The sequence below is a fragment of the Martinezella calliandrae genome (assembly GCF_030272695.1).
In the GTDB taxonomy this organism is placed as follows: domain Bacteria; phylum Pseudomonadota; class Alphaproteobacteria; order Rhizobiales; family Rhizobiaceae; genus Rhizobium; species Rhizobium calliandrae.
On the sequence record NZ_JARFYN010000002.1, the window covers coordinates 250677 to 276244 of the forward strand.

Sequence of the window (25568 nt, forward strand, 5' to 3'; positions counted from 1 at the left end):
GGACTAGGGACGCGTGATCAGAATTTCTCTTGACCTAATGGGTGGCGACTTCGGCCCTGAGGTTGTTATTCCTGGCGCGGCCAAGGCGCTGGATAGGCATCCCGATATCACATTCATCATGTATGGACAGAAGGATCGCTGCGAAACGGTCCTCGCCAAATATCCGAAACTCCGCGAAAAATCCGTCTTTCACGAGTGCGATGTCGCCATCAGCATGGATGAAAAGCCGAGCCAGGCGCTGCGCCGCGGCCGCTACATATCCAGCATGTGGCGTTCGATTGAAGCGGTCAAAACTGGCGACGCCGATGTCGTCGTTTCGGCCGGCAATACTGGTGCGCTGATGGCTATGGCGAAGTTCTGCCTGCGCACCATGGCCAACATCGAACGTCCTGCAATCGCCGCGATCTGGCCGACATTGCGGGGCGAAAGCATCGTGCTCGATGTCGGCGCAACGATTGGCGCTGATTCGCAGCAATTGCTCGATTTCGCCTTGATGGGCGGCGCTATGGCGCGCGCGCTCTTCGAGATCGAACGGCCGACCATCGGCCTCCTGAATGTCGGTGTCGAAGAAATTAAGGGCCAGGAAGACGTCAAGGAAGCCGGCCGACTGATCCGCGAAGCCAACCTTGAATCGCTCGAATATTCCGGTTTCGTCGAGGGCGACGATATCGGAAAGGGCACGGTCGATGTGGTGGTGACGGAGGGCTTTTCCGGCAATATCGCGCTGAAGGCGGCCGAGGGCACGGCAAAGCAGATCGGCGCTTATTTGCGCGCCGCAATGACGCGCACGCTGCTCGCGCGCGTCGGTTACATCTTCGCCAAGGGCGCCTTCGACCTGTTGCGTGAGAAACTCGATCCGAGCAAGGTCAATGGTGGTGTTTTCCTTGGTCTCAACGGTATCGTCATCAAGAGTCATGGCGGCGCCAATGCCGAGGCCTTTGCGGCTGCCATCGATGTCGGCTATGACATGGCCAAAAACGGCCTCACTCAAAAAATCGAAAACGATCTGAAAAAATATCATGCCAAACGGCAGCCGCCGATCGGACCGGAAGCGGCGGGAGCGACGGGGTAAAACAAGAATGATCCGTTCAGTTGTTCGCGGATTTGGGTCGGCGCTCCCCAAGCGCGCCATGACCAATCGCGAGATGGAGCAAGTCGTCGACACCAGTGACGATTGGATTATGCAGCGCACTGGCATTCGCCAGCGTTATATTGCGGGCGAAGGCGAAACCACCGCCTCGCTCGGTGAGCAGGCGGCGCGGGCAGCACTTACCAATGCCGGCCTGACAGCTAACGATATCGACCTGATCATCGTCGCCACCTCCACGCCGGACAACACCTTTCCAGCGACCGCGGTGAACATCCAGAACCGTCTCGGCATGCATCATGGCTTCGCGTTCGATGTCCAGGCCGTCTGCTCTGGCTTCGTCTATGCGGTGACGACAGCGGACGCCTATATTCGCGGTGGTATCGCTAAGCGCGCGCTCATCATCGGCGCCGAAACATTCTCTCGCATCCTCGACTGGACGGACCGCACGACTTGCGTTCTCTTCGGCGACGGCGCCGGCGCGCTCATCCTGGAGGCAGGCGAGGGTACCGGCGCGAGCACCGACCGCGGCGTGCTGACGGCGAGCCTGCGCTCCGATGGGGCCCATAAGGACAAACTCTATGTTGACGGGGGCCCTTCCACGACAGGAACGGTCGGCGTGCTGCACATGGCGGGCCGGGAAGTATTCAAACATGCCGTGGGCATGATCACCGATGTCATCCAGGCGACCTTCGATGCAGCCGGGGTGAAGGCCGACGATCTCGACTGGTTGGTGCCGCATCAGGCGAACCGCCGCATCATTGACGGCTCGGCAAAAAAGCTCGGAATTGCTCCCGAGAAGGTTGTGGTAACTGTGGACCTTCATGGCAATACTTCAGCGGCGTCGATCCCGCTCGCGCTTGCCGTAGCGGCAGGCGACGGCCGAATCAAGAAGGGTGATCTGGTGATGCTGGAAGCCATGGGTGGCGGCTTCACCTGGGGCGCCGTCTTGTTGCGCTGGTAGGCCGCGTCTCTAAAATCCGATTCCTAACAAGAGCTTGACCGTTTGGTGCAAGGGCAATAGTCTCTTGCAGCTTGGATAAAATTACGTAGCAATATGGGCGGGGAACTATGACGGGCAAGACAGTGACGCGCGCGGACTTGGCGGAGTCGGTATTTCGGAAAGTCGGCCTCTCCCGGACAGAGTCGGCGGAACTCGTCGAAACGGTGATCGATGAAATTTGCAACGCCATCGTGCGTGGCGAGACAGTGAAACTCTCCTCCTTCGCGACGTTTCAGGTGCGCGATAAGAATGAACGCATTGGTCGTAATCCGAAGACTGGCGAGGAAGTGCCTATTTCTCCGCGTCGGGTCATGACGTTCAAAGCGTCCAATGTCTTGAAGACGCGCATTCTGAAGGCCCATGCCAGCCGCAAGGCAAAAGCCCGGCCGGTAAACCCCGTTTCCTGATCGACGCTTGACAGACATCGGCTGCGGCAGCGGCACCCGCGCTGGTACGTCATTTTCCAGGTCTTTCGCGGTTATTTTTCGGCCTGCTTGTGAAAGAGCTGAAGAGACGACTTGAATTTCTCCCGGCAAACCGTTGAAATGTGATGAGTCGTATCGCGATGAACCGCGGTGCGGATATCCGGTTTCGCATGGTCCGGCCTGAATGGCGCTGGGCTCATGCTGTGGGAGTATGACGATGGACAAGAGCCCGGATGCATTTCGCACGATCAGCGAAGTCGCGGAAGACCTTGATCTGCCGCAGCATGTCCTGCGTTTTTGGGAAACCCGTTTCCCACAGATCAAGCCGATGAAGCGCGGCGGCGGCCGGCGCTACTATCGTCCGGAAGATGTCGACCTGCTGAACGGTATCCGCCATCTGCTCTATGACCACGGCTATACGATCAAGGGTGTTCAGAAGCTTCTGAAAACCAATGGCAACAAATTTGTCATCGCTGTCGGCCATGGCGATCTCGCGAGTGTCGAGGCACTCGCCTCTGCCGCGCAAGAGACGGCTGTGGCCGAGCCACGCGTCGGCTCTCCCGATGACGATCAAATAGTCGGCCGTCCCAAAGCGCCGATCAGCCGCCGCTTCTTTAATTTCGTCAGCGGTGAAGACGAGGTTCCTGATGTTTCGATCGGTAAATCGAGTGTCGGCAAGGAGGATCGGGCCCTGCTGCAGGAGACACTCTATGATCTGCTGGAATGCAAGCGACTGCTCGATCAGGTGCGGTAAGGCAACAACCGCGCCCTGAAGAACTCTTCTGTTTCCTTCCCGACCCTTCTTGGAAATCAGTTACATTTGCGTGGAACGACGGGGCCTGCCTGGCTCGGCGCGACGATCGATTTACCGTCAGCAGAGCGGGGCAGTGTCCAGCACGCGTTTGGGTCTTTTTCCTCTGTGTCGCTGACGTTCCCGTCACCGACAATGGTGTTGCGATAGTTGCCATAGTCTTCCGCGCCCGGACTGTCGCCCCAGCCGCCACGATCACCGCCAGCTCCATGACCGCTGGACGACGCTGCTATTGCAGTCGTGACCACGCCGACGGTGAGGAGAAATACGCTTAAGATTCTGAAAAACATGGGCGTTTCCTGCTGATTTAGTCGCCTGCACCGCAGTCCGGTAGCCACAGACATCACAATCCCGGCCCGCGGATTGTATTTATTTATCGCGGTCATTCAATACAACTAAAATAGGTCCCGACGAAGAGCGGACACTTTTGAGCGCTCAAAGTGAGTAAATGCTAACGGTCTGAGCAAATGCGCGTAGCATTTTTATCACTTATAAGATTCTACATTAATGTGACGATTAGTGTGCTTTGCTTATTAACTTGCAACGTCGCGGTGCCGGGTTCAGCTTCCATGGCGAAGCTTCGTTGCTTCACCCTCATCGCGAGGGGGGCGCATATCAGGTTATGGCGCGGCCCGACATTATTCGCCGCAGAGCTCATCCCTGGTGGACATTCGAATGGAGACACCATGAATATCAAGAGCCTTCTTCTCGGCTCCGCCACTGCGATGGCAGTGGTGACCAGCGCTCATGCAGCGGACGCTATCGTCGCGGCCGAACCCGAGCCGCTGCAATATGTGCGCATCTGCGATGCCTACGGTACCGGTTATTTCTTTATTCCGGGCACGGAAACCTGCCTCAAGATCGGCGGCAAGGTCCGCACGGAAGGCCAATGGTACGATGCCTACAATCCGAAGAGCAGGGTCGGCACGCTCTGGCATGACCGCACCGAGCTCAAGGTCGATACTGCGACCGACACGGAATATGGCGCCCTGAAGACCAACGTTATCTTCCGCTGGGAATGGAATGATGGAGGGGACACAGCTTCGAAACTGCTGTTTGCCAACATCAGCCTTGGCGGCTTTACCGTGGGCAAGCTCGACTCGCAGTATAATCTCTATGCAGGTTATGCTGGCGATGTCATCAACGATGACGCGATCTATGACGGTCCGTACGAACTCAATCAGTTGACCTACAAATATGATAACGGCACCGGCTTTAGCGGCGTCATCTCGCTGGAAGACACCAACTCCACAACGGATTCCGACAGTTACGGCGGCGCCTGGGTTACCTCGAAGGCAAACCATTACGCACCGAACGTCGTCGCCGGCTTCGGCTATAAGACCGACACACTCGGCTTCAAGGTCGTCGGTGGCTATGACTCCATCGTCGAGGAAGGTGCCATCAAAGCCCGCATCGATGCCAAGTTTGGCGGCGTGGAAGCTTTCTTGATGGGCGGCTGGAACACGGATGGCGACAAGCTCAACCAGTATGCCGGCTCCTATCAAGATGAATCCGCCTGCACGACCTCAGACGGCGTCGTCCATGGGGCGAAGTGCGGCTGGGGCGACTGGGCCGTATGGGGCGGCGTTGGTGCACCGATCAATGATAAGTTGAAGTGGAACCTGCAGCTTGCCTACACCGACTCGAAGATTTTCGAGGCCACGACCAACGTCAAGTTCAATCCGGTCAAGGATCTGCTCATCGAACCGGAATTGACCTACATGCACTATGACTTCATCAATGATGATACGGTCGCCGGCATCCTTCGTTTCGAGCGGAATTTCTGATCAGACCGATCTTCGATTGCTGGTGCATGATCTCGCGAAGCGCGCCCATTTCATGCGGCCACGATATGCGATTCGAAAGTGGGAGAGGGGCCCGGCCATGGCGCCGGACTCTTTGTTTTTAAAGTCATTTTAATAGCACGGTTGGTCCAATCCGCCCTCGGCCGACGGCGTCGGGATTCAATGGAAAAATACCGGAGCGATAGTGTCATCCAATTAACCAGTTGGATAGTGGAGGCTTGCGCGCACTTACTTGTGGCTGTATTTCGCTGTGTGAAATATTACTTTAAATTGCCGGAGAAGAATATGCGCATACATGTTTTCATGACGATAAGTCTCTTCGCCATATCGATCATTTTATCTAGCTGCCAGACGCCGGAGCAATCCGCTGCCAGTGCGAAATGACCTGCCAGGCGCAATGCTTGCGTCCGGGTACGCAACGTTACGGCCGCTGCGTCGGTACCACCTACCAGGCAAACCGTGCTCAGGCGCAGCAGGCGGAAAATCAGGCTGCCGCAGCTATAGCTGCCGGTATCGTCGGCGGCGTCCTCGTCGGCGCCGCGGTCAGTGACAATCACTATCACCACGGCTATTACGGCCGTCCCTATTATCATCGTTGCTATCGCTGTTGGTAAGTCGGGCAATCAGCTTGATTCAAAAATGAAACTCGGAGTTTTTGTTGTTCGGCCTTCGGGAAGCACGAAGCGCCTGTTCGACCGTGATTTGCTAAAGTTGAACCCGCCTAGAACGGTCGGGTCATCTCTTCCCTGCTGACGAGCTTCAGGCTGCGATCGGACTGGACAATATAGGTTTCATAGACATCCTGGCCCCACTGATTGGTGAAATGGTGCGACAACCGCGTGCCCGGGGGCGATTGCGTCAGCTTCATTCGCGGTTGGCCGCCATAGGTGATGCTGCCGGGAATCGGCTGCAGAGATTGTTCGGTTGTCGTGCATGCGGCAAGCAGCGGCGCGCATAGCAAAAAGGCAATAAGTGGCTTCATCGCCGTAACTTTCTAATCACTTCTTATTCAACAAAAAAACCGCCTTCGAAGAAAGACGGAAAAGCATCTGTGAGTGTGGCTAGAAGCCACTATATAAACGTAATGCCGGAGCGGTTGGCGGCAAGGTTTTCACGCAGATGTGCTTGGATCCGTCGCCATTGCAATTGGAAGGAGTGACACATGCGAACGATCATCAGGTCGACGGCTGCGGCGGGTATTGGTCTATTGTTGGCGGCAGGCGCCACCATGCCTGCGGGTGCCTTCACCATGCCTACGCTGACGGTACCGGAGAAATCCGACATCATCCAGGTCCACGATCACGGCCACAACCACAACCGTATTCGCGGCGGACACAACAACAACCATGGCTTCGACGGCTACTACGACGATGACTCTGACAGCGGCGTGTTGTTCAAGTCCTTCGTGACCGGCACGCTCTTCAACAGACAGCGCACAGAAGGCTATTACGACAACCACGCGCAGGCCTGCGCCGACCGCCATCAATCCTACCGCGCATCGGACAACACGTACCAGCCGAGCCACGGGCCTCGGCGCCAATGCCGGTGAGCCGACCGGCGGTCAACGAGCCCCGCCGTTCCTAACATTGGCGGATTTTGTCGTCGTGAGGAGCTTCGGCGACGGGAGGTTGATCCTCGTGAACGCTGCCATAAGTTGTCTTCGCCCTTGGGCTCTATCAGGATTGTTTTTTGATCGCCTCTATTATGGCCTCAAGTTCACCCGTCGTGATGAGATCCAGCATGTGACGATCGGCCAGATCGACGAGAGCCGCGGCAACTTCACGCTCGTCCCACCCCGCTTTAACGGCGCGCTTGGCTACTTCCGCAAAAGCAGAATGCAGTGCGAATTGGCACCAAGAATAACGATCAGGGTCGGTTTGCGCGACAAGTGGTGGCTGAATGTCAATCATACCTAAAATATTGTGATGACACTCATGAACATCAAGGGACTTCAGACGCTGCGCCTCCATCTAAAACCCCCCAATGCCAGCGGCCTTTCCTTACTACTGCGCAGGTGCTTGCTGTGCTGGTGCCGCCGCAGGCGGCGTTGCCGTTGCTGGCGGCTGCGTCGTGGTGGTCTCAGCCGGTGGAGCTCTTGTGTTTGTCGGGCTTGTGCGAGGCCAGAGGCTCCACGTTAGCGCAGCCAGGACGATCGCTGCCAAGATAACCAGCCACTGCGCCCAAGGAGGGCGACGCGAAAGCGGTGTCGTTCTCAGGTCTGGGCCAGGTCCATTGGAATCGTTGCTCATGGTAATATTCCTCCACAGCATAAACCTTTGGCTGCACCAAATGTTCCGGTGCCCGAAAACGTGGTGGAGCGTTGGGGATGTCTTACCCAATGAGGAGCCAGTTTTCTGAGTCATGTTCTCGACGACACTATTAGTTGTCGGCAGGACTTTTTTCTCTGGCGGCCCGTGGAAGTTGAGTTTCCTAAGGCTCGCATAATTTTCGTCTGGCAATGTAGGAACTGCCGCAGCCCTCGCGGTGCCCCGGCGGTCAGGTCTAAGTGCCCAACACGATCTGGCCGCCCACTCTCGCTTTTTCGCATGCCCGGATGTGCCGTGTCAGTCGAATCGAACACTATGTTCGGTCGCTCCCGGTCTTGCGTAAGTTCGAAACGAGAAGTTCATACGTGGCTTCGGCCAACCACTCGCGTGTCTCGACGCAGCGCGAACTACTACCCACCTCTCGATCGAGAAGATCTCACACGATTTATGATGACTCACTACCGGCTGTAATATTCTTAGCCAAATCACTTATCTGGGGGCTAAGTGATTGATTTTAATGGTCGGGGCGACTGGACTCGAACCAGCGACCCCTTGACCCCCAGTCAAGTGCGCTACCGGGCTGCGCTACGCCCCGACCTGCCGAAAAGGCTTGTTTCGTTTATGGTTTCGGCATTCAGGATGCAAGTGGAAAATGCGATCGCCGGAATAAAAATGGAACAAACGGCGCTGCCATGTCTATTCTCGGCAAGTTTCGCAGGGCAATTGACGGATGCCTGTTGTTTGGGCCTCGATCAGTCACTCAGCCGCACCACGACGCCGTCTGCCCCGTCCAGTGGCGGGCCAACCCTTCAGCCACCAACCGATCTCCGATGGAGCGACCAGCGCGCATGGCGATGCGATACACGCCGCCATGCTGGTCGTCACCGCGCCCGCTGGCGGAGAGCACGAAAGTGTCGTCGTTGAGAAGGGCTTGCAACCGCAGTTTTGCGGCGGTGGCCTTTTGCCGTTCGTTGGCACAGTGCGACGGCTCGGCATCTGGCACGTCGATGTCTGCCAGTCGAATTTTGATTCCATTCTGCCAGAAAGTGTTGCCATCGACGACACAGTTCATTCCGCTTTCGCCGCCGCATAGGCCGAATCGCCCGGCGCTCTCGGGCGGCGCAGCCGTCAGCGTTCGGTCCGCCGGCACGGCAATGGGGATGATTCTTGGGGGAACCGGCAGCGTAGAAGCTGGCCGTTCGGGAACGGCCGCCGCCGTTCTTATCTTCGGCTTGGCAGTTGGAAACGGCGCCTCCTGCGGCACATTCCGAGCGCCGATGGAGCCGGTGTAGGCCTGAAATGACGGCATATCCCTTCGATGCTCATGGGCGAAAATACCCGCCACGGCCGCCAGACCGACTATGCCCCATAGCCACATCGAATTGCCCGCTTTGGACTGTGGCTTGCGCCGCGTGCGCCGTTTCGCTTTTGCCATGGCTTCATTCCTCGATTTACGAGGGAATTATCGCCAAGATTTCTTACCGATCCGTTGGCTTTCCGGTTGCCGGCATCGCGCCGGACACTTGTTCACCTCGTGGCGGCAGCCGCAGGTTTCAGCTTGACCGCCATTGTCACCTGGCCGCGCAGCGTCAGCTTCGCTCCGCGGCCATCGATATTGATGACATCGGTGTTACTCGAGAGGCCGTTGACCTGGCACTCATCCGCGATGGTGTCGAGAAGTACAGTGCAATTGCTTGCGGGCTATCCGATAGAAGGATTTGATCGCATCCTGCTGCTGTTTTTCATCATTGCCTTCAACAATCGGGATGGAGAGCGAAATCCCGGATTGTACGGAAATATAGCCGTCGAGAAGCTGATGGGGATTGCGCAACGGCAGTGCCGAAAGTGACTGTGAAAAGGCCGGCGCCGCTGCGCCGAGCAGGAGCAGTGCCGCCGAGATCATATGCTTCTTCATCAGGAGGTCTTCGTTTCTGCGGCCTCTCATGCCAGGCTCTGATAAAGGCTTGGTGATTGCGTAACTTAAAATTGTAGGGTCGTGAAGATTGTGCATGAATCCCTCGGAAACAGCACTGCTTCAACATTAAACACCGCACCCACAAAACCGTTCTTGCCAAGCCCCCAAGCAAAGCGCATAGTCACTTTATGTTTCGTCGGTTTAAATGCGGGCACCGGCGAGTGTGTTTGCGTCTGCCCGACGGTCGAGGCGGCGCCTATGTTGGAAACCTCCATCCATCCTCAGGATTTACCCCTTTTTTCGGACGATTTGGATCGTTTGGAAAAAGTGTTGGATGCTGTCTGCGAGGATCGCGGCATCAATTTCCGCAGCTCTGAAGCCGAGCGTCTCGGCGCCCTGATCATTCAGCTCTATCGTCACGGCGTAAAGGAAGACGCAAAGCTTCTCGCGCTTGCGAGAGCCTATCTCTGACGCTTGCCGCCGTCAGCCCGCTAATCGATTTAAGCCGATTTCACATAGCAGCAATGATGCTTTGTGCCTGTTCGAATCCTTTTCTCTGCCTTATATTTGCTGCATCGCACAAACAAAATCGATTGCTCGATTGCTTACCCCTGCGGGTTGATGTGCGGCCGTGGCCCACCAAACAAAATCAACAACGGCGGGCGCGGATAATTTGAAAGGTCCATGATGAATTTCAAAGTTCCGAGCCGGCTTCGCCGTTTGCTCGTCGATTCGGTCGAGTTGCCACAGCTCAAATTTCCCATGACGCGGCCGCAATCACAGCCGGCCCGCCGGCGCGTATCGACGCAGCTAGTGCCGCAGCGTCTCACCGAGGTCTTGTGGTTCGGGCGTAATCCTGGCGACCTGCGCATGTTGGAATACGTGCCGCCAGGCGTCGAAGGTCCGATGCCCCTTGTTGTTGTCTTGCACGGCTGTCATCAGAATGCCGAGGATTTCGATCGCGCCAGCGGTTGGACCGCCTTGGCGCGCCAACATGGTTTCGCCGTGCTCTACGCCGTTCAGAAGCATTCCAACAATGCCAATCTCTGTTTCAATTGGTTCCGCCCGAGCCTGGTGACGCGTGACCGCGGCGAACTGGGGTCAATTCGCGAGATGATCGATTTTAGCAGGCAGATACACAAAATCGACGACGGCAGGATATTCGTGATGGGCCTGTCGGCTGGCGGCGCCATGGCTTCGGCGCTGCTTGCCACCTATCCGGAGCTGTTTGCAGCCGGCGCCGTCATCGGCGGCTTGCCTTTCGGCGCCGCCCGCGATGCCATGGCCGCGCTGGATGTGATGAAGAGAGCAGCTGTTCGCCCGGCCGAAAAATGGGCGGAACTCGTCCGCGAGGTTTCGCCGGATGCGCCCCGGTTTCCGGCAATCTCCATCTGGCACGGGACCGATGACGACGTCGTGTCGTTTGGCAATGCCGAAGCGTCGGTGGCGCAGTGGCTGGCCATACACGAGCGTCCGCAGACCAAGGGTCGGTTGCGCCTGTTCGAAGGCGGCGAGCGGCGCGAGTGGTGTAACGACTATGGCGATAAGGTGCTGGAGTTGGTGACCCTGAACGACTTCGGCCACGGCTTGCCGATTGGTCCCGGCGTTGCGGGCAGGGGGCCGGCCAACGATACAGAGCGCTTCATTTTGCCGGCCGCAATCTCCGCGCCGGCGGAATTGGCTCGGAGTTGGGGGCTGGCCAAATCATAGCCCGAGACCCAGCCTAGACCGGGTGGGGCAATCCTCGCCTTCAATGGCAGGGGATTTCAATCGTCGTTGGTGGCGTTCAGGTTTTCCGGCCGGATGCCGCCGTCTTCTGCCCAATGCTTGAAGCGGATGCCGGCGCCGCCGGCTTCGTCGCTTCCGCTGGCAATGAACGATATGCCAAGAGCTTCGAGAGCGGAACGAACCGCTACAAGCGCTTTCGCTTCCACCGAACTGACGTCCGTTTCGAGCGCTTCAATAGTTGTCACGGGCAGCTTGCTCTCAGTGGCAAGCGATTGTGTTGTCAGTCCGAGCATGGCGCGTGCGCCACGTAATTGCGCTGATGTGATCATGACTCAAATTTAGCGCATAAACCTCAAAATCGGAACCGATTTTCGGATGGGAAACATGTGCGAACTTGAAATGGCGCTGCAGTCTTCCCGCATCTCTCAGGAAGCGCTGCGTAGCACCAATTTTTCGGGCGCTCTCAGGATGTTAGGAGCGCGATAGCCAAGTAATTCGAAGTAGATTTCCTCGGTAGCATCGGCCATGCCGGCGAGCGTATAGCCATCTTTGCGCCGCCGCGCCTCGGCGGTGAAGCTTCGCAGTAATTGCGGGTCGGCAAAGCGCGTCATCGCTGCGACTAGTTCCGAGGAATCGTCGCTGTTGGCGATGATAAAGCCATTCTTGCCAGGCTCGATCACCGTGCCCGCGCCGCCGACATCGGTCAAAAGCAGCGGCTTACCGCCGGCAGCAGCTTCCAGCATCACATAGGACATGGCCTCATAACGGCTCGGCATGACGACGACATCGAAGGCGTCCACGGCGGTGGCGCCGGGAATAGCACCATCGAGGTGGGCGCGACCGCCGAGGCCAGCGGCCTTGATCATGCTGCTGACGGTCTCGGCCAATTCGCCGACGCCGATCATCAGCAGGTGCGCTTGTGGCAACTTCTTGGCTACGAGGGCAAAAGCCTCAACGAGCCGCTCCGGTGCCTTTTGCGGCGTCAGCCGGCCGACGAAACCGAAAAGCAGTGCGTCCTGCGGTATTCCATAGCGTGTACGGATGGCGGCGCGTTGACCGGATGGCGGCGCACTTACGCCGTTGACGACGATACGCAGCCGAGCTTCCGGAATGCCAAGCGACAGCGCGTGATTATATTCATCGCGGGACACACAGATCAGGCGGTCGGATAGCCACGTGCCGAGCAGTCTCTCGATGCCGCCATAGATCATCCGGCCTTTGGAAGCGAGCGTCGGATCCATGGTACGGAAGGCATGCGGGGTATAAATCACGGGGATATGCGGACCCGGCAATCTCAACCGCGTCAGCGCTCCGGCCTTGGAACTGTGGCCGTGAATCAGATGGAATGGCCCATGCCGGGCAATGATCTTGCGAGTTTGCCACCAGGCGATGACATCCCATGGTCCCGGCGCGCGCCGCATGGCAAGGGGAATGACGCTGTCGAGGCCCATGCCCTCGAGTTCAGCGACGAAAGCCGCTTCCGCACGCACGGGCGAATAGATCGCCGTCACCGAATGGCCGCGACGCTGCATGGCGCGGCAGAGGTCGAGAAAATGCCGCCCGGAACCGCCGCCGCTTGGTTCGAGAACTTGCAGCAGCGATAGGCGTTTGATGCCGACGTTCATGTTCACGGTGCTGCTTCCCTTCGGACCAAGCTACGCTGATACTGTTGCTCGAGTGCTCCGCAGCCCCAGACGATACCGATCAGCATGTAGAGATGACGCCAATGGTCGGTATCAATGACGTTGCCGATGCCGACATGGCCAAGAATGACGATCCAAGCGATCATCAAGTAAGGCTGCCAGGGCCGTTCCTTCAAAAGGTTGCGGAAGCCGATATAGATGGTCCAGCAGATCATGCTGACCCAGCAGAAAAAGCCGAGCCAGCCATAGGTGGTCAGTGTTTTCAGCCAGATATTGTGCTCGTCCTCGCGAAAGAGGGTGGAGAAGACGAGCGGACCGATGCCGAGCGGTCTTTCCATCGACAGCATGAAGCCGATGCGATGACGTTCGAAGCGGCCTAGATGACCGCCATCATAGTCCTGCACGAGTTGTGTGCGCGTCGAGAACAGGTCACTCACCTGATGGAACTGCAGCGCGACGATCAGGAGAATGACCATGAGAATGATCGCCGTCAGCGACATCACCAGGATGCGCAGCCGGAAAGCATTACTGCGGTGTTTCAGCAGCATGCAGAAGATTAACATCACGGAAGCGAAGGAGAACAATCCCCAGGCGGCGCGCGAGAAGGAGAGGAAGATACCGAAGGCCAGAAGGAACAGTCCTATCCCCTTGATCGGCGCCTTCTTCAGGTCACCGATCAGGATGCCGTGCATCAGGTAGATGGTCGGTGTCACCAGGTAGGGACCAAAGACGTTGGGGTCCTGGAACGCTCCCATGGCGCGATCGTAGCGGGTGAATATTTCAGCGCCTGGAAAGGCGTGGAAGTAGCCGAGTATGCCGAGGCTTGCCGTGATCAGCGCAGCGATCACCCAGGTATTGAAGATCAGCTTCAACCGCTTTTCGCTATCATCTATGATCGCGGCATAGAAGACCGAACTCAGCGCCAGGAAGGTGGAGACGGCGACATATATCGGCCCGTCGAGATGGGCGTTTGCGCCGAAATCGCGCATCTGCGTCAGCGACAGCATGCCGCCGACGTTAAACGTCAGGAACAGCGCCAGAAGCGGCGCGACATTGCGTGAGATCTTCAGCCCGAGGATGAACCAGATGCCGATAAGAAAAGCGACCCACAGCTCATAAGGCGCTGGTTCGGCGATGACGAAGCCCGACAGAAAGACCCCAAAGGCGACGCAAGCGGTGCCGATCAGCCGCATTGCTGCGAGCTGAGGCCGGTCGACGCGCCGATAGGAGAGATCGATCGCGGTCAATAGGCGTTTTCCGTGTTGAGAAGACGGAAGGGGGTTAGAAAAAGGATCTTCAGATCGAAGAACAGCGACCAGTTCTCGATGTAGTAGAGATCGTAAGCCGTGCGGAACTTGATCTTGTCGTCGCTGTCGATCTCGCCGCGCCAGCCGTTGATCTGCGCCCAGCCGGTGACGCCGGGCTTGACGCGATGACGGGCGAAATAGCCTTCGACCACGTCGGCATAAACGCGATTATGGCTTGCCGCCAACACGGCATGCGGACGCGGGCCGACGAGCGAGAGACTACCGAGCAGCACGTTGAAGAGCTGAGGCAATTCGTCGATCGAGGTCTTGCGGATGAAACGTCCGAACGGCGTAACACGCGGATCGTTCTTCGTGACGGCATTGCGGGCCGTCGGGTCGCTCATATTGGTGTACATCGAGCGGAATTTGAAGACTTTGATGATCTCGTTGTTGAAGCCGTGGCGCTTTTGCATGAAGAGGATCGGCCCCTTGGACGTCATCTTCACGGCGATCGCCGCGCCAAGCATGATCGGCCAGAGCAGACAAAGCGCCAGCAGGCTGAAGAAGACATCGAAGACGCGCTTGGCGACGCCATCCCAATCGCGGATCGGCTTGTTGAAGATGTCGAGCATCGGCACCGCGCCGATATGCGAATAGGCGCGCGGGCGGAAGCGCAGCTTGTTAGCATGTGCCGCCAGGCGGATATCGACGGGTAGGACCCAAAGCTTCCGGAGGAGCTGCAGAATGCGGTCCTCGGCGCTGATCGGCAGTGCGATGATCAGCATATCGACGCGAGTCAGCCGGGCGAATTCGACCAGTTCGGCGACGGTTCCGAGTTTCGGGTAACCGGCGACCATTACGGGCGAACGCTTTTCGCCGCGATCGTCGAATATGCCACAGATGCGGATGTCGTTGTCGGCCTGATCTTCAAGCGCGCGTATCAGTTCCTTGGCCGGTTCACCACCGCCGACGATGACGGCGCGTCTTTCCATCACGCCGTTGCGCGCCCAGTTGCGGATGCCGTAGGCAAACACGGCGCGCGCGACGGCGAGGAAGACCGCGCCGGCGGCGAACCAGATCCCCAGGACTCGGATCGAATAGATATGGCCGAGATCGAGTGGCAATAGGGCAAGGCTCATCATGGCAAACGCGGCCGCCCATGACGCCAGGATACGGTGCGGAGAACGGTGTGGTGCGCGCAATATCGGGATCTGGTAGGCATCAGCCACTTGCAACAAGACGATGGCGAGACCGGCGAGCGCGATGGTCACGGCCGCTTCCGTCAGGAAGGGGGTGGCGCCGGGCGTGGTCTGGAAGAAAAGAACCGCAAGCCCGACCGCGAGCAACGACAGGAATTCGAAAAGCCGGTATTGCCCGAGGATGATCGCCGGCGTCTGATTGCCCTCGCGGAACTGTTCGGCGATCTGGCGGGCATAGGCGTTGATGTCGCCAGCTTGATGGTCGTCGCTTTGTTCCTCAGCGCCGCGCGTGCGTATTTCCGAAACCTGCTTGCGAAGATTGTCCAAGTCAAATTGCTCGGACTTCTCAATATGGCTCATGGCAATTCATCCGGTCGTTACCGGAGATGGCCTAGCAGATATGAGCTAAAAAACGCTTACAACACTTATTTGTATTCTAATGTTCGTTGCTGTATTCAAGTATATCGTAATATAACTCTATAGTATCTCTCGCCATGAGCCCGGCCGAAAATGTTGATCGGATCGCAGCGGCATCAGGCATGGTCTGCTGCCGCCATTTCGGTTCGGTTATCGCGACTGCCATAATCCGCGCGAGGTCGTCGGCATTGCCTGCCTCGGCCAGTGCAGGACTATGCTCACCTAGCGCTTCGGCGATACCCCCGACACGCGCCGCGATCACCGTTTTTTCGGCGGCCAGGGCTTCGAGTACGATATAGGGCATTGCCTCGGCGCGCGAGGGGACGACGACATTCTGCGACATGGCAAAGGCTTCATGCACGCGCATGGCCGGAAGCATCCCTATTCGGTGGCCAAGGCCACGCTGGGTCATCATTGAGCGGTATTTGTCCTTGTCCGGCCCGTCGCCGATCATCAGTGCTGAGAGGGGCCGACCGACCCGCCGTTCGGTCTTGGCGAAGGCGTCCACAAACAGATCGGGACCTTTTAGGTCCCGCAGCATGCCGATATAGACGAAGTGCACCGAGTCCGATCGTGTGGGTACTCTTCGGAAATCGCGCTCGCTGATGCCGTTATAGATCATCGCGGCGCGCGTCCGCGGTTTGCCGATCTTGCTTTCGTAACTTCGGCGCTCGAATTCACAGATGAAGATCAACCCATCGGTGAAAAATTCCAGCAGCCGCTCCAGGGTATGGACCAGCAGGCCCTGTGGCGAGGCGCGCGAGAAATGCAGGCTGCCGCCATGCGCGGTGTAAAGGCGGGCTACGCGATACTTGTTCACCCGCAGGGCTGAGCCGAGGATGCGTGCAAGCAGGCCGCCCTTGGCGCCGTGCCCATGCAGCACATCCGGCCGCAAACTTTTGACTTTCTTATAGCTGCTCCACAGCGTCGTGGCGTCGGACAGGCTGATCTGACGCCGGATTGGCAGGCGCGTTACGCCGAGCGAGAGGAAAGGCCTGACATCATCGAACAGTAAATCTTCATGCGCCCCACCCGTGAGGCTGTCGCAGAGAATGCCTACCTCATGTCCTGCCTTGCTCTGTTCCTCCGCCAGATCGCGGACGTGGCGGAATATCCCGCCGACCGGAGATCTGAAGCAATGAAGGATGCGGAGCGGTTTTGCCATGGTCAGGAACGGTCAGAATAGCCGTTCGCGGACATAGATCGTATCGCCCGCCAGGACCGGATCGGAGATGCCGACCCGCCCGGTCATTACATGACCATTGATCTTGCGCGTAACGTCGGCATTGGATTGGTTCGCGCGGCTGGTGAACCCGCCGGCAACTGCGATGGCGTTCTGTATTGTCAGTCCGGGCACGTAAGAATACTGACCGGGCTGTCCAACTTCGCCCATGATATAGACCGACCGGTAGCGATCGATGTCGATGGTGACGTCGGGATCGCGGATATAGCCTTGGCGAAGCTTCTGGGCGATTTGGCCGGAAAGCTGCTGCAGCGTACGGCCGCGGGCAGGAACCTGGCCGATCAATGGGAAGGCGATATAACCGGCCTGATCGATCGTATAGGTATTCGTCAATCCCTCCTGGTCGAAGACGGTGATGCGCAGGCGGTCGCCGCTGTCCAACGTATAGGGCTGAATCGTTGCTTCACTGAAGGCTCTCGGCGCCGGCTGATAGGTGTTGCAGCCGCTGAGCGCGGCGCTCACGGCAGCCATGCCGAGTGCCAGGACAATCTTTGGCTTTGCGAAGGGCATTTCGCGCTCACAGGAGAGGAAAATCATTGACGTCGTTATCGATCCGTTAGGGTTAACGGCCGGTAAAGACCAGAGAAAATTCTCCACTCTTTATTAGGTAAGATGAAAATAATACCGGGAAACTACTATTAACGCTTGGGTTACCATAGTCGTTTACGCTTAATTTTGGCTTTATATTACGGAGTTCTTGTATATGCCCGGCGCCAACAACAGCCAGCAGGATGTCGATATCGACCTCGCACAGCTTTTTCGGGCCGTTTGGCAGCGGCGGCTGCGCGTCATCGCCATCACGCTCGTGGGCGCTTGTCTAGCGTTTGCCGTAGCCAAGGTCGTCTCACCTGAATATCGCAGTGAGACCCGCATCCTGATCGAGCAGCGCGCGCCGGCTTTCGCGACAACGACGCAGAACGATGCCAGCTCCGGTCCGCTGCTCGATGAACTCAACATCGCGAGCCAGGTGCAGATCCTGCAATCGGCCGATCTCATCAAGCAGGTCATTACCAACCTGAAACTTTATGAGCGTCCGGAATTCGCCGCCGCCAACAAGAACTCGGCCCTTTCCGACATTCTCGTGATGCTGCATCTGAAAAAGAGCTCGCTCGACAAGGCGCCGGAAGAGCGGATGCTCGACGCCTTCACAAATCAGCTTCAGGTCTACCAGATCAACAGCTCGCGCGTCATCGGCATCACCTTCACGTCCCGCGATCCGGATTTGGCTGCCAGCGTCCCGAACGCCATGGCTCAGGTCTATCTGTCGATGCAGAGCGGCGCCAAGCTCGATTCCAACACCGAGGCGACGCGCTGGCTGGAGCCTGAGATCGCCAATCTGCGGGAGAAGGTCAACGAGGCCGAAAAGAAGGTTGCCGACTATCGCTCCGCTAACGGTCTCTTGCAGACCAGCGACAACAATACTTTCGCGGCGCAGCAACTTGCCGATATTTCCGGTCAACTGGCGCAGGTGCGTGGCGAGAGGGCCAATGCAGAGGCACGGGCTGAGGCCGTGCGCAACGCGCTCTCCACCGGCCGCTCCACCGATACGCTCGCTGACGTTTCAGGCTCGCAGACCATCCAGCGGCTAAAGGCGACGGAGTCTAATCTGGAATCGCAGATCTCGGATCTTTCGACGTCGCTTATGGATGGCCATCCCAAGCTGAAGAGCCTGCGTGCCCAGCTTGCCGATATCCGCCAGCAGGTCGACCGCGAAACAAAGAAGATCCTTGCCAGCATCGAGAATGAAGCCAAGGTGGCACAGCTACGCGAGCAGCAGCTTGTGGCGCAGTCGAATACGCTGAAAGCCGATAGCGCCCGGGCAGGAGAAAATGAAGTCGGCCTCAATGCCCTGGAACGCGAAGCGGCCGCTGAACGGCAATTGCTGGAAACGTATCTCGCCCGCTATCGCGAGGCCGCTTCCCGCATCGACAAGAATTCGAGCCCGGCTGATGCCCGCGTGGTCTCCAAGGCAGTCGAGCCAGTCGATCCTTATTTCCCGAAGATCGGACCGATCGTCGTCGTCGCCACGCTCGCGACCTTTGTTCTGACCTCCATCGTCATCATGCTTGCCGAACTCTTCAGCGGCCGCGCCTTGCGTCCGGTCGGCCCGGTCGAGCGTGACATCACGGTCCGGGAGGAAACGGACGCTCATTCGCAGACCGTAATCGAAGCTGTCCCCGCGAAAGTTGTCGCTGAGCCGCGCCAAGGCGAAGTACCGGCAAGCATGCTCTCCGTCGTCGCCGATGAGACGTTGGTGCGAGAAATGGAAGGAGCAGTTGATCTTGGGCATCGGCTAGACGAGGCTGTCGAGGCGACGGAAGAGGAAGAGGATTTTTCCATCCAGTCGGTCGCCGACTATCTGATTGAACGCGACTCTCGCCTTGCCATCGCCATATCACCGACTGGGGACAGTGGTTCCACGGCGACCGTGATGCTGGCTCGCACCGTCGCCGATGCCGGGCGCCGCATCGTACTGGTCGATATGACCGGAACTGGCTGCCCGTCACGGCTAATGGCCGAAACCGCCGGTCTTTTCGGTGTAACCGATCTGCTCTGCGGAGAGGCTGCCTTTGCGGACACTATTCATCCCGACCGTCTTTCCGATGCGCATCTCGTGCCGCAGGGCACCAGCGACGTCACCCGCGCCATGCGTGGCGCCGATCGCCTGTCGCTAATCCTCGATGCGCTCGGCTCGGCCTATGATATCGTCTTGGTGGAATGCGGTGCAGCCGATGTCTCGGGTGTGGCAAGACTGACGCGCAGTAAGGATACGGAAATCATCCTCTCCATGCCGGAACCGGACGAGAACCAGTTCATCACGGCAATGTCGGAATTCCAGAAGGCCGGCTATGAGCATATCATATTGATGTCCGGCTGGCGCGAGGAGCAAGGCCCCGACGCCCGTCAGCACGCGGCCTGATCAATCCTTCTCGGCCTCTTCCGCGGAAGCGTCGCTGCCGCCTTGCCGCGCCCGCAGTCGTTGAAGGAATCCATAAAGCCTTGGATGGGCCTTGATGGCCGTTTTGGCGCGCGTCACCCCACGCTGAGCGAAGGCCGCGACATGGCCGATCCGCGAAATCGGCAGGATCAGGTCGTGCTGCGTCGTTTCCGTTGGGCACCAGGAACGTTTGTAGCCCTGGTCGCCAATGCCGAAATCGAAGAGGGCAACGCCCTGGCGGTGAAACCGCTCGATCATCAGACAGAACAGCAGTTCGCCGGGACTGGCCTCAGGAACCAATGCCTCGTCGATCGAGGCAAACTGGCAGATGACGTGATCGCCCTTGCGTGACAGGGCGGCGATTGCGGGAATGTGCCCCTCATGTTCGCCCTTCAACCGCAAGGCGTGCATCTCCAATGCGGCATAGGACCCCTCGCCATTTCGAAGGGCCAGAAGCCGGTGCAGTGCCGTTTGGGTCGGTGCATCCTGAAACACATCCGGCAGGCCAGCCGCTTCGAAGCGAACCGCTTTCTGCTGGAAGAACAGATCGAGTAGCGCGTCCCGCTGATCAGGCGCGGCGATGATATGGTCATATCCGCCCTTGTCATTAAGAATGCGGGTCTGATGTTTGAATTTCTTGCGCCGCCGCTTGGCGTTCACCTGTTTCAGCGTCGCTTCGAACGTACCGAGGAAGGGCAATTGAAAAGCACGGTTCTGGTTCTCGACGGCGGGGATCGAGGCGAGGGGGCTTTTGCGGCCGCGCCAATCCAGCGGCACGTTGCGAAGGACCATCAGGTCAGTCTTGCCCCGCAATGCCCGCGCGATCTCTGCCTGCTGTGATGGTGACAGGCCACTATCTGCGGTTTTCAGATATTCGGTGGAGAACAGGCCGGTATTGATGTTGCTATGACGCGCGCCGATGAATTCGGCGTGCCGGATGCCCTGCATGCGGATGATTTCGAGCGGCAGGATAAAAGCGGTGCGGCCATTGAAGGAGCCGCGGATGATGGCAAGTGGATGCCGAAAGGTCTCGGCCCAGGCGGCGCACCAGTCGTAGCTCTGATGAAGGGAGGCAAGATCGTCCCGCTCCAGCGTCCGCCATTCGGTCTCCAACGGAGCCATGCTGTCGAAGATTTCGACGCTCATGCCGCCACGCACCACGGACTTCGCAGCAGCGGTAGAAGCTGTGTCTCCGGGCAATCCGGCCGCAATGGGCATTCCCGCAACGTCGAGCTTCTGTGTTTGCACCTTTTGCGCCTGCATTCAAGCGTCTCCAATCGGACACCATTCGCATGCAGTCTTCCCGCCAGGCGGCTTATTTTTCGTTTAAGGCGAAGTGTCCCGGCAGATTTCGCGTTGATCAAGGTTATCTCAACGTAAATCCGAAATGACTTGAATATGATGGCCTCTATTGCGGACGAGGTCCGGCCATCCACTTGATGATCCCCATAGCCGGCAATACCCAGATGAGGCCACTGAAGAGGAAATAGAGGAAATGCACCCAGCTCGGCTGATCGCCTAGAGTGCGCACCGCCACGATCATCGCCACGATCGCATAGATGACGACCAGTAGCACGAGCATGATCATGCCAACGAATTTGCGCAGGCGAAGGGGCAAGGGTGATCTCTCCTCTCTCGACGGCGTGCCGCGACGGCATGCCGCAAAGTCTCGGGACTTGTTTTGCACGCCCCTATCAGGCAAATCAACAGCCGGATTGAAGGGAGATCCCATGGTTGTCGCTAATTTCACCTCGGAACAGGCCATTTTGAACGAAGTGGCCCGCCAGGGCCGCAATCGCCGCGCCATCCGCATCTGGCTTGCCTGTGTACTTCTGGCACTCTTTGGCCTGGTGCTCGTCGGCGGGGCGACGCGCCTGACCAATTCCGGCCTGTCGATCACCGAATGGCAGCCGATCCATGGGGTCATCCCGCCGCTCAACGCGCAGGAATGGCAGGAAGAGTTCGACCTTTACAAACGGATCCCGCAGTTCCAGCAGTTGAACAAGGAGATGACGGTCGATGAGTTCAAAGGGATCTTCTGGTGGGAATGGGCGCATCGGCTGCTGGCACGCGCCATGGGCGTCATTTTCGGCCTACCCTTGCTGTTCTTACTTCTGACCGGCCGCGTCGAGCGGAAGCTGCGGCTGCCGCTCGGCGGCATTTTCGTTCTCGGTGGCCTGCAGGGCGCGATCGGCTGGTGGATGGTCTCGTCCGGCCTCGAAGCGCGCACCGACGTCAGCCAGTATCGTCTCGCCACTCACCTTGTTACCGCTTGCCTGATCTTTGCTGCCTGCATGTGGTTCATGCGTGCGCTGTCGCCGCATTCGAACGACCCGGCGCCGACGCGTTATTCGGCAAAGCTTGCCGGCCTCATCGCGTTCATGGCGCTGTTTCAGATCTATCTTGGCGCACTGGTTGCCGGCCTCGACGCCGGCCTCTCCTATAATACCTGGCCGCTGATGGACGGTGCCGTGGTGCCGGGTGGGCTGTTCGCGCAATCGCCGGCCTGGATCAACTTCTTCGAGAATCCGAAGATGGTGCAATATGTCCACCGCCTCGGCGCCTATGCGCTCTTCACCGTGGTTGCGATCAACATGATCATCTCGTTGCGCGCAGCCGCGCAGACGACGCATGCCCGTCGCTCGGTGGTATTGTTCATGCTGGTGCTAATCCAGGCGATTCTCGGCATTTCGACGCTGCTCTTGCAGGTGCCGCTGCATCTGGCGCTAACCCACCAAGCCGGCGCCCTCATTGTCTTCGGCTTTGCTATCGCCAACTGGCGCGGATTCTATGGCGAATACCCGCACCAGACGGTCATTGCTGTGAGGAATTGAGGCGAATGATCGCCTCTCCTTCCTGTTTCGAAAACTCAGCGCGACGCAACATTGCTGTTGCTCGACGCTGATGACAGACGCGCCACTACCTGCAGACGCTTGATTTCTCCGCGCTTGAAAGCTGCCAGGAAGCGGCGGTAATCCCTAAAGACCACGCAGCCATTCGATTCGCCACGGCCGCCTCTGAGCATGTACGTGTGAGCAAGCAAGCCGACGCGGCCATAGACTCGCGAGCCGTTTGCGGGTGTCAGGCGCAGGGCCTGCACGCCATGGAACAGGCTTTCCCTATATGTCAAGTCATAAGTTTCAGGCGGCGTCGGGCCGGTGTTTTTGCGGTCGACATAGCGGGGATTGTCACGCATGTAGCCGAGGCCGGAATGTGCTTCGAGGCGTTCACCGCTCGGCAGGTACACTGTTCCGGCTGAGATATCGTAGATGGCGGTTGCGCCTCGCGGGCTAAGGGCGGCGAACGGGTTGAGGAACTGTCGCGTCCGCTTGACCTCTTCGTCCGGCTTAGCATAGGCCAGAACTTGCGCAGGCGACGTGTCAGAAGCGTCCGGCGTGCTTGCGCTGTCCGCGGCGGCGGCCCTTGCAACGACGTGGGCCGGACGTGGCAGCGGCACGACGGTAGGTAGTTCCTCGGCAGTCGACGCGTCTTCTGCTTCTGCAAGATCGATGGTTTCGGCGTCCGACGATGCGGCACTATCCATGGCGGCCGTTTGGTCCGGACGCGGCATCGGGACGATGTCGAAAGGCTGCGACGTGGGGTCGCTGGAAGCGGTCGTCGCAAGGCTCTCCGCAACCGCGCGGTCGAGCGTTCCGGCCAATGGAGCGGCCGAGGCCATCTCGGTAGGCGATGCATCGCTTGCGGAAGCTGGAGTCGGCAGACTGTCCTTGCCCGGATGATCCAGGGCAGCCGTATTTGGCCCTGTGGCCTGGATTGCCGGCTTGCTCTGTGCAATCTCTGCCGGCTGCGGCACGGAACTGGTGGGAGCCGTGGTCGAGGCTGCCGCGCCAGCGATATTGCTCTGTACGAGGGGCTTCGCGGCATTCTTCGGGGCGAGGGCCGCAACATCGCCCTGGTTCGTTGCCGGCGAGATCGATGCGGCGTTCTCGGCAACTACCGAAGCGGTCTGAGCCCGTGCGAGATCTGAGGCCTGCCGTGACAGTGCGCTCGCCAATTGCTGCTTGACGAGCGCGCGCGCTAGGATCGCTTTGGAACGTGTGATGGCCTCTTGCTTGTCCGCATCGACGGACATACCGCTTACCCGTATTCTTCCGCCCATAGGCACGGTCTGACTGGCAAGGCGCGCCGGATGCAGGTTGCGCCCCTGCGGCACGATGAAGGCAGACGCTCTCGGCGTCAGCAAATCCTCTGATGATATATCTGTGCGGGGGAGGGACAGGACCATCGATTGCGTGGTGATCAGCGTCGCGGCCACCCATGCGAACATCACCACTGCGATGCCGGTGATGACAGTACCGCTACTGATCCCCGGAGATTTTTTCCGGCGCGAAGAATATCCGGAACGGGAATTGATGTTACCGAAGGTCTCGGTCGCAAACGCCATGATACTCGTTATCCAAACTATATACGCACCCACCGGCTCACAAAAGTGCCTACGCCGGGACGCAGAACTGCGTCCGGCCGTCACTTTGCCGGCTGTCGGAAAGCATGCCGAATTATGGTAACCAATTCCTTTACGCCGACCCGATCTTGGAACTGGTATGTTGATGACCGCGAATATTGCGGCGCCAAAAGCCGAAACAGGCGATATGGGCTGATTTGTGACAAAAAATTAATGATGGCTAATAAAGTTCTATAAAATACATAGGAAAGCGGGCGGCCGGCCGGATCGACGCCACTGCGCCGTTTCAAACCGTTGCAGCCAGTGAGCCGTTATGGCCCTGAATTGCCGTGCGCTGAAATCGCTTCATCGAGCCCAGCCGATCGACTTTGATGGAGCGATCGGCTGGGCTCTTTCAATTTTGCAGATGTCAATTGGGCTGAAACCTCAGGCGCTTAGCATCAGGTCCATGTTCTGAACTGCGGCTCCCGATGCGCCCTTGCCGAGGTTGTCGTAGACAGCGACCAACATGGCCTGCGCCTTGTCGTCGTTGGCAAAGACGTGCAGCCGCATGCGATTGGTGTTGTTGTATATTTCCGGATTGAGCTCGGGCGTTCGCTCGGGATTGTCAAACGGCGCGACTTCGACAAAGCCGCCCTTCTGCCCCGCATAATAATCGGCGATAGCCGCGTGCAATTCAGCGCCCTTGGGGATTGTCGACAGCACCGAAAGCTGTAGCGGCACGCTAACAACCATGCCCTGCGCGAAATTGCCAACGATCGGCTGGAACAGCGGGATGCGCGAAAGCTTGGCGTAAGCCTTTAGCTCCGGCAGATGCTTGTGATTGAACGTCAGGCCGTAGGGCATATATTCCGGAGCGTCTTCACCTTTCGCCTGATAGTCCTCGATCATCGTCCGTCCGCCGCCGCTGTAACCGGAAATTCCGTGGACGGTGACCGGATAGTCTGCTGCGACGAGCCCGGCCTCGACGAGCGGACGAAGCGTGGCAATGGCCCCCTGCGGCCAGCAACCGGGGTTAGCCACCCGCTTCGCCTTGGCAATGACAGCCGCCTGGTCCTTGCTCATCTCCGGAAAGCCATAGGCCCAGCCTTCGGCAACGCGATACGCCGTCGAGGCGTCGATCACGCGTGTCGTGTCATTGACGATCAGGCTAACGCTTTCCTTCGCCGCCTCGTCCGGCAAGCAGAGGATGGCGATGTCTGCCGCATTGAGCAGCTCCGCGCGCACCGCCTTATCCTTGCGGCTCTCGGTCGGAATGGACAAAATCTCGATATCGCGGCGCGCGGCCAAACGTTCACGGATCTGCAGACCCGTCGTTCCAGCTTCGCCATCGATGAAGATTTTCGGTGCCATTTTTCCTGCTCTTTCAATCGGTTCGGAGTGTTCCCGGACTCAGTTTGCCATGGAGTTGATTCAA

Annotated in this window: 26 protein-coding genes and 1 tRNA gene; 11 read left to right on the forward strand and 16 right to left on the reverse strand. The window is 58.4% G+C overall.

Features of this window, described 5'->3' with window-relative positions:
• The first annotated feature begins 13 nt into the window (after positions 1-13).
• From plsX to PY650_RS02760, 4 genes are all read left to right on the forward strand, one after another.
• Positions 14-1072 (forward strand): phosphate acyltransferase PlsX, encoded by a 1059-nt coding sequence (plsX, locus tag PY650_RS02745; protein ID WP_285877531.1) that lies wholly within the window; start codon positions 14-16, stop codon positions 1070-1072.
• A gap of 7 nt (positions 1073-1079) precedes the next feature.
• Positions 1080-2051: a beta-ketoacyl-ACP synthase III gene (locus PY650_RS02750; protein WP_285877532.1), complete on the forward strand. Its 972-nt coding sequence runs from the start codon at positions 1080-1082 to the stop codon at positions 2049-2051.
• A 107-nt stretch (positions 2052-2158) separates the two neighbouring features.
• Entirely contained in the window at positions 2159-2497 is a 339-nt protein-coding gene (locus PY650_RS02755) for an integration host factor subunit alpha (protein ID WP_107107687.1), read from the forward strand.
• A 229-nt stretch (positions 2498-2726) separates the two neighbouring features.
• Positions 2727-3269 carry a MerR family transcriptional regulator gene (locus PY650_RS02760; RefSeq protein ID WP_285877533.1) on the forward strand — a complete coding sequence of 181 codons (543 nt, stop codon included), beginning with the start codon at positions 2727-2729 and terminating at the stop codon, positions 3267-3269.
• Between the two features lie 56 nt (positions 3270-3325).
• On the opposite strand, the gene PY650_RS02765 is transcribed toward PY650_RS02760, so the two are convergent.
• Positions 3326-3616 (reverse strand): hypothetical protein, encoded by a 291-nt coding sequence (locus PY650_RS02765; RefSeq protein ID WP_285877534.1) that lies wholly within the window; start codon positions 3614-3616, stop codon positions 3326-3328.
• Positions 3617-4012: 396 nt separating this feature from the next.
• Between PY650_RS02765 and PY650_RS02770 the strand changes: the two genes are divergently transcribed.
• The gene (locus tag PY650_RS02770) at positions 4013-5113 is read left to right on the forward strand and encodes a porin (RefSeq protein ID WP_285877535.1); all 1101 of its coding nucleotides are present in this window, start codon (positions 4013-4015) and stop codon (positions 5111-5113) included.
• 419 nt (positions 5114-5532) lie between these two features.
• Positions 5533-5745: a hypothetical protein gene (locus PY650_RS02775; protein ID WP_285877536.1), complete on the forward strand. Its 213-nt coding sequence runs from the start codon at positions 5533-5535 to the stop codon at positions 5743-5745.
• Between the two features lie 107 nt (positions 5746-5852).
• Here the strand turns inward: PY650_RS02775 and PY650_RS02780 are convergent, their stop codons facing one another.
• Positions 5853-6113, reverse strand: coding sequence for a hypothetical protein (locus PY650_RS02780; RefSeq protein WP_285877537.1), 261 nt, complete (start codon positions 6111-6113; stop codon positions 5853-5855).
• Between the two features lie 180 nt (positions 6114-6293).
• On the opposite strand from PY650_RS02780, the gene PY650_RS02785 reads away from it, so the two are divergent.
• Positions 6294-6680 carry a BA14K family protein gene (locus tag PY650_RS02785; RefSeq protein ID WP_285877538.1) on the forward strand — a complete coding sequence of 129 codons (387 nt, stop codon included), beginning with the start codon at positions 6294-6296 and terminating at the stop codon, positions 6678-6680.
• Positions 6681-6807: 127 nt separating this feature from the next.
• Here the strand turns inward: PY650_RS02785 and PY650_RS02790 are convergent, their stop codons facing one another.
• From PY650_RS02790 to PY650_RS02805, 4 genes are all read right to left on the reverse strand, one after another.
• Positions 6808-7101: a hypothetical protein gene (locus tag PY650_RS02790; protein WP_285877539.1), complete on the reverse strand. Its 294-nt coding sequence runs from the start codon at positions 7099-7101 to the stop codon at positions 6808-6810.
• 815 nt (positions 7102-7916) lie between these two features.
• A tRNA-Pro gene (locus PY650_RS02795) sits at positions 7917-7993 on the reverse strand.
• 165 nt (positions 7994-8158) lie between these two features.
• The gene (locus PY650_RS02800) at positions 8159-8833 is read right to left on the reverse strand and encodes a thermonuclease family protein (protein ID WP_285877540.1); all 675 of its coding nucleotides are present in this window, start codon (positions 8831-8833) and stop codon (positions 8159-8161) included.
• Between the two features lie 222 nt (positions 8834-9055).
• Positions 9056-9409 (reverse strand): hypothetical protein, encoded by a 354-nt coding sequence (locus PY650_RS02805; RefSeq protein WP_285877541.1) that lies wholly within the window; start codon positions 9407-9409, stop codon positions 9056-9058.
• Positions 9410-9571: 162 nt separating this feature from the next.
• On the opposite strand from PY650_RS02805, the gene PY650_RS02810 reads away from it, so the two are divergent.
• Both PY650_RS02810 and PY650_RS02815 read left to right on the forward strand, forming a co-directional pair.
• Positions 9572-9784 carry a hypothetical protein gene (locus PY650_RS02810; RefSeq protein ID WP_285877570.1) on the forward strand — a complete coding sequence of 71 codons (213 nt, stop codon included), beginning with the start codon at positions 9572-9574 and terminating at the stop codon, positions 9782-9784.
• Between the two features lie 213 nt (positions 9785-9997).
• Positions 9998-11023 carry an extracellular catalytic domain type 1 short-chain-length polyhydroxyalkanoate depolymerase gene (locus tag PY650_RS02815; RefSeq protein ID WP_285877542.1) on the forward strand — a complete coding sequence of 342 codons (1026 nt, stop codon included), beginning with the start codon at positions 9998-10000 and terminating at the stop codon, positions 11021-11023.
• A gap of 56 nt (positions 11024-11079) precedes the next feature.
• Here the strand turns inward: PY650_RS02815 and PY650_RS02820 are convergent, their stop codons facing one another.
• From PY650_RS02820 to PY650_RS02845, 6 genes are all read right to left on the reverse strand, one after another.
• Positions 11080-11370 (reverse strand): helix-turn-helix domain-containing protein, encoded by a 291-nt coding sequence (locus PY650_RS02820; protein WP_285877543.1) that lies wholly within the window; start codon positions 11368-11370, stop codon positions 11080-11082.
• A 96-nt stretch (positions 11371-11466) separates the two neighbouring features.
• The gene (locus PY650_RS02825; protein WP_285877571.1) at positions 11467-12666 is read right to left on the reverse strand and encodes a glycosyltransferase family 4 protein; all 1200 of its coding nucleotides are present in this window, start codon (positions 12664-12666) and stop codon (positions 11467-11469) included.
• Between the two features lie 2 nt (positions 12667-12668).
• Positions 12669-13931 (reverse strand): O-antigen ligase family protein, encoded by a 1263-nt coding sequence (locus PY650_RS02830; RefSeq protein WP_285877544.1) that lies wholly within the window; start codon positions 13929-13931, stop codon positions 12669-12671.
• Complete coding sequence (locus PY650_RS02835; RefSeq protein ID WP_285877545.1) at positions 13928-15490, reverse strand: undecaprenyl-phosphate glucose phosphotransferase; 1563 nt, start codon at positions 15488-15490, stop codon at positions 13928-13930. The genes PY650_RS02830 and PY650_RS02835 overlap by 4 nt, the downstream gene beginning before the upstream one ends.
• Positions 15491-15566: 76 nt before the next feature.
• Positions 15567-16712 carry a glycosyltransferase gene (locus PY650_RS02840; protein ID WP_432761476.1) on the reverse strand — a complete coding sequence of 382 codons (1146 nt, stop codon included), beginning with the start codon at positions 16710-16712 and terminating at the stop codon, positions 15567-15569.
• A gap of 12 nt (positions 16713-16724) precedes the next feature.
• Entirely contained in the window at positions 16725-17300 is a 576-nt protein-coding gene (locus PY650_RS02845; protein WP_285877546.1) for a polysaccharide biosynthesis/export family protein, read from the reverse strand.
• A 193-nt stretch (positions 17301-17493) separates the two neighbouring features.
• Here PY650_RS02845 and PY650_RS02850 point away from each other — a divergent pair, with 193 nt between their 5' ends.
• A complete protein-coding gene (locus tag PY650_RS02850; protein WP_285877547.1) occupies positions 17494-19710 on the forward strand; it encodes a GumC family protein in 2217 nt (738 codons plus the stop codon).
• Here PY650_RS02850 and PY650_RS02855 read toward each other — a convergent pair whose 3' ends face one another.
• Both PY650_RS02855 and PY650_RS02860 read right to left on the reverse strand, forming a co-directional pair.
• A complete protein-coding gene (locus PY650_RS02855; protein ID WP_432761480.1) occupies positions 19711-20976 on the reverse strand; it encodes a GNAT family N-acetyltransferase in 1266 nt (421 codons plus the stop codon). It lies immediately after the preceding gene.
• A gap of 160 nt (positions 20977-21136) precedes the next feature.
• Positions 21137-21346: a DUF2842 domain-containing protein gene (locus PY650_RS02860; RefSeq protein WP_285877549.1), complete on the reverse strand. Its 210-nt coding sequence runs from the start codon at positions 21344-21346 to the stop codon at positions 21137-21139.
• A gap of 112 nt (positions 21347-21458) precedes the next feature.
• Here PY650_RS02860 and PY650_RS02865 point away from each other — a divergent pair, with 112 nt between their 5' ends.
• On the forward strand, positions 21459-22562 hold the full coding sequence (locus PY650_RS02865; protein ID WP_285877550.1) for a COX15/CtaA family protein: 1104 nt from the start codon (positions 21459-21461) through the stop codon (positions 22560-22562).
• A 35-nt stretch (positions 22563-22597) separates the two neighbouring features.
• On the opposite strand, the gene PY650_RS02870 is transcribed toward PY650_RS02865, so the two are convergent.
• Together PY650_RS02870 and argC are read right to left on the reverse strand one after the other, a co-directional pair.
• Positions 22598-24133 (reverse strand): tlde1 domain-containing protein, encoded by a 1536-nt coding sequence (locus PY650_RS02870; protein ID WP_285877551.1) that lies wholly within the window; start codon positions 24131-24133, stop codon positions 22598-22600.
• Positions 24134-24577: 444 nt separating this feature from the next.
• Positions 24578-25504, reverse strand: a complete 927-nt coding sequence (gene argC, locus PY650_RS02875) for an N-acetyl-gamma-glutamyl-phosphate reductase (protein ID WP_285877552.1) — start codon at positions 25502-25504, stop codon at positions 24578-24580.
• Positions 25505-25568 lie beyond the last annotated feature (64 nt).